Annotated in this window: 9 protein-coding genes; 6 read left to right on the top strand and 3 right to left on the bottom strand. The window is 60.0% G+C overall.

Annotated features, from left to right (window positions below; all coding sequences use genetic code 11):
- The first annotated feature begins 9 nt into the window (after nt 1-9).
- The 3 genes from ABEB25_RS18935 (at nt 10) to ABEB25_RS18925 (ending at nt 5200) form a co-directional block, all read left to right on the top strand.
- A complete protein-coding gene (locus tag ABEB25_RS18935; RefSeq protein ID WP_345738003.1) occupies nt 10-1782 on the top strand; it encodes a diflavin oxidoreductase in 1773 nt (590 codons plus the stop codon).
- 35 nt (nt 1783-1817) lie between these two features.
- A complete protein-coding gene (locus ABEB25_RS18930) occupies nt 1818-3542 on the top strand; it encodes an NADPH-dependent assimilatory sulfite reductase hemoprotein subunit (RefSeq protein WP_345738002.1) in 1725 nt (574 codons plus the stop codon).
- Nucleotides 3543-3775: 233 nt separating this feature from the next.
- On the top strand, nt 3776-5200 hold the full coding sequence (locus ABEB25_RS18925; RefSeq protein WP_345738001.1) for a hypothetical protein: 1425 nt from the start codon (nt 3776-3778) through the stop codon (nt 5198-5200).
- 29 nt (nt 5201-5229) lie between these two features.
- Here the strand turns inward: ABEB25_RS18925 and ABEB25_RS18920 are convergent, their stop codons facing one another.
- Nucleotides 5230-5658, bottom strand: a complete 429-nt coding sequence (locus tag ABEB25_RS18920; protein ID WP_345738000.1) for a hypothetical protein — start codon at nt 5656-5658, stop codon at nt 5230-5232.
- Nucleotides 5659-5660: 2 nt separating this feature from the next.
- Nucleotides 5661-6977: a sulfite oxidase gene (locus ABEB25_RS18915; RefSeq protein ID WP_345737999.1), complete on the bottom strand. Its 1317-nt coding sequence runs from the start codon at nt 6975-6977 to the stop codon at nt 5661-5663.
- 129 nt (nt 6978-7106) lie between these two features.
- On the opposite strand from ABEB25_RS18915, the gene ABEB25_RS18910 reads away from it, so the two are divergent.
- The 3 genes from ABEB25_RS18910 to ABEB25_RS18900 are packed head-to-tail and all read left to right on the top strand — an operon-like array spanning nt 7107 to nt 10774.
- Complete coding sequence (locus tag ABEB25_RS18910) at nt 7107-8552, top strand: S41 family peptidase (protein WP_345737998.1); 1446 nt, start codon at nt 7107-7109, stop codon at nt 8550-8552.
- A gap of 12 nt (nt 8553-8564) precedes the next feature.
- Nucleotides 8565-9248: an SDR family oxidoreductase gene (locus tag ABEB25_RS18905; RefSeq protein WP_345737997.1), complete on the top strand. Its 684-nt coding sequence runs from the start codon at nt 8565-8567 to the stop codon at nt 9246-9248.
- A gap of 56 nt (nt 9249-9304) precedes the next feature.
- On the top strand, nt 9305-10774 hold the full coding sequence (locus tag ABEB25_RS18900) for a sulfatase family protein (RefSeq protein WP_345737996.1): 1470 nt from the start codon (nt 9305-9307) through the stop codon (nt 10772-10774).
- A 224-nt stretch (nt 10775-10998) separates the two neighbouring features.
- Here the strand turns inward: ABEB25_RS18900 and ABEB25_RS18895 are convergent, their stop codons facing one another.
- Entirely contained in the window at nt 10999-11463 is a 465-nt protein-coding gene (locus ABEB25_RS18895) for an EVE domain-containing protein (RefSeq protein ID WP_345737995.1), read from the bottom strand.
- Nucleotides 11464-11621 lie beyond the last annotated feature (158 nt).

Here is an 11621-nt window from a genome sequence, read left to right as displayed (position 1 = left end):
ACTCAAGAAATGCTTCCCGAGCACTCCCCTTTTTCCCCTGACCTGCGTCGGGCCCTGGACGGCCTGATGGCGAGTTTCACCCCTGCCCAGCGCTTTTGGCTGGCCGGGTATCTTTCCGCAGGGGACTCCGGCGCTGCCACAGCCGTGCCAGCACCTGCTGCTGCGGCGACGAAGTTGACCATCCTGTATGGCTCGGAGTCGGGAAATTCAGAAAAACTGGCAGACCTGTCCGCGAAGGACGCGAAAAAGCGTGGCTTTTCCCCCACGGTCAAAAACATGGCCGATATCCAGCCTGCCGACCTCGCCAAGGTGGAAAACCTCCTGGTCATCATCAGCACCTGGGGCGATGGCGAGCCGCCTGAGACGGCCACCGCTTTTTACAAGGCCTTCATGAGTGAGACCCTCAGCCTGCCAAAGCTGCGTTTCTCCGTCTGCGCCCTCGGCGACACCTCCTATGAGAAATTTTGCCAGATGGGCAAGGACTTCGATGCCCGCCTGGAAAGCTTCGGGGCCCAGCGCATCCACCCGCGTGTGGACTGCGATCTCCAGTATGAAAAACCGCACCGTGCGTGGTTGGACGGCGCTTTGGCCGCCTTCGGTCCTGCTGTGGCCGCAGCCCCGGCTGCTGTCGTCGGTTTCGCCGCTCCGGCAGCCACCGAGCATGATAAAACGAATCCTTTTGGAGCCGAGCTGAAGGAGCGCGTGCTGTTGAATGGCAAAGGCACGGCCAAGGAAACCTGGCACTATGAGCTTTCCCTGGAAGGTTCCGGCCTCACTTATGAGCCGGGCGATTCCCTGGGGATCATCCCGGTGAATGCCCCCGACATGGTCGAAGGTATCCTCAAAGCGGCCAAGCTGGTCGGCACCGAGAAGGCCAGCGTGCCAGATATCGGCAGCAAAACGCTGGCAGATGCCCTGCGTGAAGACCTGGACATCACCGCGCTTTCCCGCCCGGTGCTGACCAAGCTGCTGGAACTCACCAAGTCCAAGAAACTGGCTACCCTCCTGGGTGACGGTGCCAAGGACAAGCTGAAGGATTACCTGCATGGCCGCTGGATCATGGATGCCATCGAGGACTTTGCCTCCAAGGGCCTGTCCCCTGAGGCGCTGGTTTCCCTCCTTCGTCCGCTGCCGCCGCGCCTGTATTCCATCGCTTCTAGCCCGCTGGCGCATCCAGATGAGGTGCATCTCACGGTCGCCTCCGTGCGCTATGAGTCCTTTGGCAAACAGCGCAAAGGCGTGACATCCACCTACCTGGCTGATCTGGTGAAGCGTGGAGACGTCGTCCCGGTTTACACCAATCAGAACAAAAACTTCCGCCTTCCTGCCTCTGGGGATACCCCCATCATCATGGTAGGCCCAGGCACGGGCGTGGCTCCATTCCGCGCTTTTGTGGAGCACCGCGCCGCGCTGGAGCAGCAGGGCAAATCCTGGCTCTTCTTTGGCGACCAACGCTACACCTACGACTTCCTTTACCAGACCGAGTGGCAGGACCATCTGGCCAGCAAGGCGCTGACCAAGCTGGACGTCGCCTTCTCCCGTGACCAACCTGAGAAGATCTACGTGCAGCAGCGCATGCTGGAGCGCGCCAAGGAGCTCTACGCCTGGCTGGAAGAAGGTGCCCATTTCTATGTGTGTGGTGATGCCACCCGCATGGCCCATGACGTGAACGAAGCCCTCCTCACCGTGGTCGAAAAACAAGGCGGCAAATCCCGCGAAGCGGCTGAGGCCTACATCGAAGACCTCAAGAAAGCGAAGCGCTATCAGCGCGATGTCTATTAATCCCTGGAGCTCACACTCAACCCCCTCCAAATCCCATGAGCGAAAAGCAACTCTCTGCCAATGAAGGCATCAAGACCCGGTCGAATTACCTGCGCGGCACCATCGCCGAAGGTCTGGCCGATCTGTCCACGGGCTCCCTTTGCGAAGACGATCAGCAGTTGATCAAATTCCACGGCAGCTACCAGCAGGACGACCGTGACCTGCGCCCAGACCGCCGCAAGCATCGCCTGGAGAAAGCCTTCTCCTTCATGCTGCGCATCCGCGTCCCCGGCGGTGTTTCCACCTCCGAACAATGGCTGCAGACGGATCGCCTGGCAGATACCTATGCCAATGGCACCATCAAGCTGACCACCCGCCAGGCCTTCCAGCTCCACGGCATCATCAAGTCCAACTTGAAGCGCACGATCAAGGAGATCAACGACGCGGCCATGGACACCATCGCAGCCTGCGGTGACGTGAACCGGAATGTGATGTGCAATCCGAACCCTTACCTGTCCAGCGTGCATGCCGACGTGCTCCAGGCTGCGAAGGACATCTCTGCCCATCTCACCCCCGCCACCCGTGCTTATCACGAGATCTGGCTGGATGGTGAAAAGGTGCAAAGCACCGAGGAAGAAGTGGAGCCGATCTATGGCAAAACCTACCTGCCTCGTAAGTTCAAGATCACCATCGCCGTGCCACCGAGCAATGACGTGGACATCTTCGCCAACTGCCTCTCTTTCATCGCCATCGTCGAAGACGGCAAGCTCGTCGGCTACAACGTCGCCGTTGGCGGCGGCATGGGCTCCACCCATGGCAACGAAGCCACCTACCCCCGCATCGCGGATGTCATCGGTTTCTGCACCAAGGAGCAGGTCGTGGACGTGGCAGAAAAAGTCGTCCTCGTGCAGCGTGACTTTGGGGACCGCACGGACCGCAAGCACTCCCGCTTCAAGTACACGGTCGATGACCACGGCCCAGAGTGGATCCTGGCCAAGCTGAACGAATACCTCGGCTACAAACTCGGCCCGGTGCGCCCCTACGTATTTGCGGACAATGGCGATCGCTTCGGCTGGGTGGAAGATGAAACTGGCGATTCCCACTACACCCTCTTTGTCGAAGGTGGACGTGTGCTGGATACCGATGGTTACCCCATGCGCACCGGCCTGCGTGAGATCGCCAAGATCCATGACGGTGACTTCCGCCTTACGGCGAACCAGAACCTCATGATCGCCAAGGTCTCCCCGGCCAAGCGCTCCCAGATCGAAGCTTTGCTGGAAAAATACGGCATGGCCAAGAGTCACGAGCAGAGCGCGCTGCGTCTCTCCACCATCGCCTGCGTGGCTCTGCCCACCTGTGCCCTGGCCCTGGCCGAGGCAGAACGCTTCTTGCCCACCATCGTCACCCAGCTCGAAGAGAAGCTGGAGGAAGTCGGCCTGCGCCATGACTCCATCACCATGCGCATGACTGGCTGCCCCAACGGGTGCGGACGTCCCTTCATCTCGGAAATCGGCTTCGTCGGTTTCGGTCCAGACCGCTACAACGTCTATCTGGGCGGTGGTCACGCGGGTGAGCGCCTCAGCAAGCTCTTCCGCAAGGACGTGCCTTCCAAAGACATCAAGCCCCTCCTGGATCCGATCCTTGAGCACTACTCCAAGGAGCGCCTGGATGGGGAGCACTTCGGTGACTTTGTCATCCGCGCTGGTTATGTGGCCGCCACGGTGCAGGGCCCAGACTTCCATAAAAATATCAAGCCTGAAGCCGTCGCGCTGAACAGCTAAGTTCGGAATTAGCATTCATCTCTTTGAGGCGGGAACCGTGATGACGGTTCCCGCCTTTTTGTTAGGCAGTGCTACCTTTCCACTGGCCATGGGGCATAAAGAGGTTTCGTCAGGCCGAGGCCGAAGATGGAGGAAGGTTGTTTTACCAGGATCTGATTTTCCAGATTGTGCCATGGCATTCCCAGGCAGATGCGCCTAAAATAGAAAGTCTAACTTGCTGTTGATCCCCCCTCATGTCTGACCTCTTGGCCCCCCATTTCCCCTCGGTGAACGAGTTAGGCGCGTGGCTACCTCAGTATGAAGTGCAGCGGCAAACGCACACGGGTCATGACCATGCCATCTTTTTAGGTCGCCAGGTGGCGCTGGATCGGCCGGTTGTCATTGAGGTGATACCGCCACCGCCGGAGGACCTGGCGCAGGCTTTGCAGCAGCGCCTGCGCCGCCGGGCGCGTCTCGTGCATCCCTTGATCACGGCAGTTTATGATTTTGGTCGCACGCCTGCCGGACAGTTTTATTTGGTCATGGAGCACGTGGAGGGCCGCCCTTTAGCCACCCTCATTGAGGAAGGGCAGCTCAAGCCAAAGACAGCTTTTCCTTTGGCGTTGGAGTTGTGCGAGGCTTTGCAGATCCTGCATGATCAGCAGATGCCGCATGGCGCGCTGGATGTGTACTCAACCTGGGTGACTCCTGAGGGGCATGTGAAGTTGACCTGCATCGGCATGGCGCAGGATGAGGTGGGGGACCTCGCATGGCTTCGCCCTTTCCATGGCAGCTTGAAAGGAGACCTCCAGGCGCTGGGCACGGCTTTGCACTGGATGTTTGCCCGCTGTGCGCTCGGGGCCGATGGGCGGCTGGCGCGGGATTTGCCACCGGCGTTTGCAGCGGTGATCCGGCGGACTTTGGAGGCCGAAACGGCTCGCCCTTTTGCCCAACCTTCTGAGGTGGCAGCGGCGCTGAAAGCGGCCTTGTTAGGTGAGCAGGAGAAAGGCGAAAGTGCGACCACTCGTTCCCGAATGGTGGTGGCCCCAGGTGCCAAGCCGCCTGCCCCTGCTGCGCCGCCGGTGGCCCCGCCGCCGAAGGTGGTGCCGGGAAGTTTGCAACCCGTGGTTAGGCACTATGAGCCGTCTTTTTTTCAGCGGCTGGATGCCTTTGTGTGGAAGGCCTTTAGCACGGGTCTGCATGTGATGATTTCTTTGATCAGTGTGGGCAGCCTGATTTTGCTGATCCTGTTTAAGGACAAGATCGTGATCGAACAAGATAACACCTTGCCCATGGCGACGGTGGAGGAAATGGAGGCCCCGGAGAAACCGATCCCGGCGGAGGTGCTGGGGGCGCTGCCGCCAATTCAAGATTTGCCGACTGCGAGTTCGGCCATCATCATCAAACCCATTACGGTGATCCCGCCGCCGCCAAAGCCGCCGGTGGACCCTCTGGTGGAACTGCGCGCGCAGTACGTGGCAGCCGTGCAGGAGGCTGCGAATCAGGCTCTGGAAAAAGTCCGCCTAGATGACCTGCCCCATCTTCAGCGGGAACTGCAGTTGCTCCAGAGCGGTGGGGAAATCCCGGCTGTGGATGAACCCAATCTGCCTGCCTCCCTCAAAATCCTGCGCCAGCGCTATCGTGAGGTGCGCGATGGCGGCGGTGCAGGCGCGCCTTAAAGATGGTTAGGCTAAAGGCAGGCCGAGTCCTACTTTGAAGGCGGCTGGATGAGACCTTGTTGTTTTTTGGCCTCGGCTTCCAGCTTCGCCTCGCTGGCGTAGGGATTCGGCGGCATGAGGGTGGCGGGGATGGGGGCACGCCGGTAGTTAGCCGTATCGCCCGGGCCGTAGTGGGTCGCCAAGTATTGGACGATCTTTTTTTCCACGTCGGGCTCTAGTTTCCACAGGCCGCCATTGGTTTGCATCCAGGTGAGGACGGAGGTCCAGTTGGCCTCGGTGGCTTTTTGGCGGAGGAAAGTCTGGGAGGAATGGCAGATGATGCAGTGGTTCCGCACGATCTCCCAGTCAGGGCCCATCTTCATGCCGGTGACGGGATCGAGGGGCACGTCCTCTGCCTGCAATGCGGGGACGCTGAGCAGGGCGAAGGCGAGGGCTAGACTGCGGAAGAGAGGGCTCATGGTTAGATGGCCTGGATGGCGACCCGATGGCAGGTGTTGTTGAGGTAACCTTCAGGGTTCCAGCCGGGCAGTACCATGGGCTGGCTTCGGCCTTGGCTATCGGTGGCGCGGGCCCAGATCTCGTAGTAGCCTCTTTGGGGCAGTTTCAGCTCCGCCTTCCAGTGCTGCCAGGCGTAGCGATTGCTCGCGGGGCGTAGATCGGCCTCATGCCAGGTGATGCCAAAATCCAGCGAGACGTGTACTTCGCTAATGTCGCCCTCGCCTGTCCAGGCATGACCTCGGATGCTGAGGAAATCTGCCGTGGGGTGGGTGCTGCCGGATTTGGGGAAGGTGACCAGGGACTTCACGGGCATGGCGGCGATGATGTCCATGTCCTCAGCGGGGACCTTGGTGCCGGGGGCTACGGGATAACGCGGCATGCGATAGGAGTGGCCCTTCATTTTTTCCCCATCATGCTCGCGGTCGCGGATGACGATTCGCTTCACCCACTTGCCACAGGTCGAGGCTGCCCAACCGCCGAACATCAGCCGCAGCGGGTGGCCATTTTCCAGAGGCAGATCTTCGCCATTCATGGCAAAGACGAGGAGGGACTCATCCTCCAGCGCTTTTTTGATCGGGACACCGCGGGAGATGGAGGACTTTTTGATATCGCCGGAAAGGTGCAAATCGGCCCCGTAGTAGCCGATGTAAACAGCGTCGGGCTTGATGCCTGCATACTCCAGGACATCGCGCAAGCGAACGCCCGTCCAGGTCGGGCAGCCGACTCCGCCGGTGGTCCATTGATTGCCCGTGGCGGGCGGATTGAATTCACTGCGGCCATTGCCTGCGCACTCCAGTACCATCTGCAGGGTGTGCTGCGTGAACTTTTCCTTCAGCTCCTTGAGAGTGAGCGTGACGGGTTTTACGCAGCTTTCGCCGGCGATTTCCAGGGTCCAGTTTTCGGGGTTCAACTGCTCGGGCGCTGGGGCCAGACCGTTGTTGCGGACGAAGAGGTACTTGGCCGGGGTGATCTCGTCATCCAGTAGGTGGGCGGGCGTTTCGGCGACGAGGGGACGATTGTTAAAGACTGAGAGGGCCTCTTTGCCAGGAATGGCCTGGGGAGCTGCGCTTTGACCCAAAGCGGCGGGGACGAGCCCAGCGGGCATTTGGTCGCCAAACACAATCTCGGCCCCGAGCGCGGCGCTCATGGAGGCGAGACTGAGCCGGCTCATGAATCCACGGCGGTTCAGCGCGGGGGCAGGCTGCTCCGGGGTCGCTTCACGGGGAAGCGGGCGCGGGCCCGTAAGGGGGAGATGCGGCTGAGGGGCGGGAAAATCCATGTGAATAAAACGTCGCCAGAGCCCTGTTTTTCAATGGGAAGATGGAGGAAGTTTGTGGGAACTCGAGGTCTGGGGCAGGGGGGTATTTTTCCTCTGTCGCTTTGGCTGCGGATGATGCACTGTTTTCCCATGCGCAATGTTTTGGCTTCTTGCATCTACTTGGCCGCAGGCCTCAGCCTCCAGGCAGCCAGCCCGGTGGCCGCACCCGCCCCGGCGGCTCCAACGCCGCCCAAGCCTGCCGCCACCACCCCTGCCGTTCCTAAAAAGGAGGACGCGCCAGCGAAAGCCGCTGCGGTGAAACCGCAGACCCCAGCACCCAAACCGCCGCCGCAGGATGCATACCGGCAGATGGAACTGCTAACGCGGGCCATGGAAACCATCCGCCAGAGTTATGTGGATGAGTCCAAAATCACCTATGAGGAGCTGGTGGAGGGCGCATTGGAAGGCATGCTGCGCCGCCTGGATCCCCACTGCGAATACATGGGCCGCAGTCTCTTTGAGGACATGCAGCGGGAGCAGAGCGATACCTCCGAAGGCGTGGGCATCACCGTTTCCTTACGGGACGGAACACTGACGATCATCACCGTCCGCGATGACGGCCCCGCTGCCCGTGCCGGGGTGCTGGCCGGGGATCAGATGGTGCGCATCGGCGATGTGCTGACGGACAGCGTGGGCGTGGCCGAGGCGGTGCAACTTCTGCAAGGCAAGGCAGGCGACAGCATGAAACTCACCGTGCGCCGTCCAGGCACGCGGCAGTTTCTGGAGTTCAATCTGGTGCGGGAAACGCTGACGGAGACGTCCGTTCATGATTCCATGCTGCTGGTGCCAAAGCTGGCAGGTGATTACAAAGTGGGGTATGCCCGCATCTCACAGTACACTCAATCCACCACGAGGGACCTGAGCGAATCATTGGATGAACTGGAAAAGGCAGGCATGCAGGCCTTCGTGCTAGATCTTCGCAATAACCCTGGCGGCCTGCTGGATAGCGCCGTTGCCGTTTGCGGGGAGTTCCTGCCCGAAGGCACGGTGGTGGTGACGACGGAGGGCCGCATCGCCTCCCAAAATCCACCGCCTTACCGCACACCGACACGCGATGGCAAAAAGCCGCGCCGTTACCCCATCGCTGTGCTCATCAATCATGGAAGTGCCAGTGCGGCCGAAATCACCGCAGGGGCTTTGCAGGATCTGAAACGCGCCATCGTGGTGGGCACCACCAGCTTCGGCAAAGGCTCCGTCCAGAGCATTCTGCCGATGAAAAACGGTGCCGCCATGCGACTCACGACGGCTAAATATTACACCCCGAGCCATCGCACCATCCACGAACATGGGGTGGAGCCTAACATTGTGTCTGTTCTCACCACGGATGAAGAAATGAAGGTGGCCAAGTGGCGCAACAATCACGGTACGGGGGAGGCGGCGGCCATCGAGATCGCCAATCTGGGCGACCGCCAACTGGAGCGCGCGGTGGATGCATTGAAGGGCGTGCTCGTTTTCGATTCATTCCAGGCCAAGGCGAAACCCGTGGCCCTGCCGGATGTGCCGCGTGCGCTGCCCGCCAAGGAAGATGCGCCTTAAAGTTTCGCTCACGTGTCTTCCCAAGATCCGGCTCCCATCTCGCCCCCCATCGCTCTCATCACCGGGGGCGCAGGAGATTTGGCTCAGGCCATCCGTGCTGAGCTAGAGGCTCAAGGGTGGCAAGTGCATGCGCCGAGCCGCGCCCAAATGGACGTGACGGACAAGGCCCAGGTGCAGGCCGTTATGGGATCGCTGCCACGCCTGGACTTGCTCATTCACAATGCTGGTTTCTTGCGCGATGCCAGCCTGCTGAAGATGACGGAGAGGGACTTTCACGAGGTGCTGCAAGTGCATCTAAAAGGGGCGTTTCTCACAGCTCAGGCCGCGCTCAAAATCATGGTCAAGCAGCGCCAAGGGCACATCGTGACGATTGGTTCCTTCAGCGCCTTGTCAGCTCCTGCAGGACAGGCGAACTATGCGGCGGCAAAGGCGGGGCTGATCGCGCTGACTCAAAGTTTAGCGGCAGAATACGGGCCGAGAAACATCCGCGCTAACTGCGTGCTGCCGGGTTTTCTGGAAACGAAAATGAGCCAGCCTTTGTTGGAGAAACAGCGTCCGCAGATCGAGGCCGCGCATGCCCTGGGGCGGCTCAACACCCCGCAGGAGGCTGCACGTTACATTGCCTTTCTGCACACGATGGAAAACGTCAGTGGCCAGGTTTTCCAGCTTGATAGCCGGGTGCGTCGTTGGGTTTGAGACCAGGGGTGAAGTTCCTGCAAGCTCTGTGGTTTTACGTCGTTCATGTGCGCTCCATGAGTTTGCGCCGCCTGTTTTTCTCCGCTCTTGTTCTGCTTCCCTGTGCCTTGATCAGTGCCGCGAAGCCTAACCTCATTCTCATCAACATCGACGATTTGGGCTATGCCGATATCGGCCCGTTTGGCTCCAGCAATGCCACGCCGCATCTGGATCGCATCGCGAAGGAGGGGATGAAGCTGACCAGTCACTATGCGGCCCCGGTTTGCAGTCCTTCGCGGGCTTCTTTGCTGACGGGGTGCTACCCCAAGCGGGTGCTACCGATCCCTCATGTTCTGTTCCCCGGCGCTGCGGTGGGCCTGAGCGGGGATGAAACGACGATCGCGGAGGTCTTGAAAGAAGCGGGCTATAAAACTGCCTGCGTCGGCAAATGGCACGTGGGGGACCAGCCCGAGTTTCTGCCCACCGCGCAGGGTTTCGACAGCTACTACGGCATCCCTTATTCCAACGACATGGGCCCCGGGGCGGATGGTTCCAAAAGCAATCCTGGGAAGCCGCTGCCGCAGCCAAAAGGGAAGGCAAAAAAGAAAGCGGCGGCCGTGAATGATGAGACGGGGATTAAGGGCCCCACGCAGCCGCCGCTGCCGTTGCTGGAGAATAACAACGTGATCGAACGAGTGAAAGCGGAGGAGCAGTTCACCGTGACTCAGCGTTACACGGACAAGGTGTGTGATATCATCCGCCAGCACAAGGAGGGGCCTTTCTTTATCTACATGCCGCATACAGCGGTGCACTTCCCGCTTTATCCTTCGAAGGAGTTCATGGGTAAGTCGCCGAATGGTTTGTTAGGCGACTGGGTGCAAGAAGTGGATGCGAGTGTGGGCCAGGTGCTCAAGGTGCTACGGGAGCTTAAGCTAGACACGAACACGCTGGTCGTTTTCACCAGTGACAATGGGGGCTCGATCCCCCATGGATCGAACAACCAGCCGTTGCGAGGCAGCAAAGGCCAGACCTACGAGGGTGGCATCCGCGTCTGCACCCTGGCTTGGTGGCCGGGGCAAGTGCCCTCTGGCTCAAGGACCGAAGAAGTCACCAGCCACATGGACTGGCTGCCCACCTTTGCCGCCCTTGCCGAGGCGAAGCTGCCCACGCGCAAGCTGGACGGCAAAGATCTATCTCCTCTGCTTCAGGGTAAAAAAGGTGCCACAGGGCATGATGTGTTTCATTACTACCGAGGTTTTAAGATGGAGGCCATCCGCGCTGGGGCGTGGAAGCTGCATCTGGACAAAGGGGAGTTGTATGACCTGGGCCAGGACATCGCCGAAGAGAAAAATGTCGCGGATCAATACCCCGACGAAGTCAAACGCCTGCGCGCACTGGCCGATGAGATGAAAAACGATTTGGGCCTGGATGGGCCCGAGGCCCCAGGTGTGCGCCCGCTGGGCCGTGTGGCGAATCCTCAACCTCTTATCAGTGCCGATGGCACTGTGCGGGCGGGTTTCGATGGCGTGGTGAAAAAGCTGCCTTGATTCATCGTGGGAACGTACGCGGGGCCGGACGAGGATTGCTGGCATTGAAGATGCTTCGGTCGAGAAGGAACGGAGGCGTGAAGGTTCAAGGAGTGACGGCGTCCCGCCGTCATCTTGGGGCGGGTGCAGAGGGGCCTACCAAGACGCTAAAACGGAGTTCCGCGAGGACGCGAAACTCAGCACGCAAGATGCGTGCGCTCCATGGCGGACGGGGCTGTCGCTGCCTATAGCCCACCCAGCTCGCAGATCTTTTCCCAGTGCTTCGGCTCCACAGCGGTGATGGAAAGGCGGTTGCCTTTGCGCAGGATCAGCATGTCAGCCAGCGCTGGCTCGGCGCGCAGCATTTCCAGGGAGACGAATGTCTTGAAGGCGGCTTCCCATTTTACATCCACCATCAGCCAGCGGGGTTCTTCCAGCTTGCTTCCTTGGTCAAAGTATTCGGAGGAGGGATCAAACTGAGTGTGGTCGGGGTAGGCTTCTTTGACGATCTTGACGATGCCAGCAATGCCGGGGACGGGGCAACTGCTGTGGTAGAAGAACCCGAGGTCGCCCAGGGCCATTTCGTCGCGCATCATGTTGCGCACCTGGTAGTTACGCACGCCATTCCAGGGTTCGGTTTTCTTCGGGCGCTTTTTCAGGTCGTCGAAGGAGAAAACGTCGGGTTCGGATTTGAGCAGCCAGTAACGCATGGGATTGGGGCACGAAATACACGCAAGTGACGGAAAGGGAACGCTGAAAATGCGGTTTGGGGCTTCTTCTTGGCCCGGATCTGGGCAAAAGGGCTGCATGGAGGGCCTGTTGGCGGCGTATTTTTAGCCTTCGATTCGTTGGAGAACCCTTGACCCCC

The organism is Prosthecobacter algae (assembly GCF_039542385.1).
In the GTDB taxonomy this organism is placed as follows: Bacteria; Verrucomicrobiota; Verrucomicrobiia; order Verrucomicrobiales; family Verrucomicrobiaceae; genus Prosthecobacter; species Prosthecobacter algae.
Note: the sequence above shows the minus strand (reverse complement) of the source record. Positions and strands in the feature narration are given on the sequence as shown.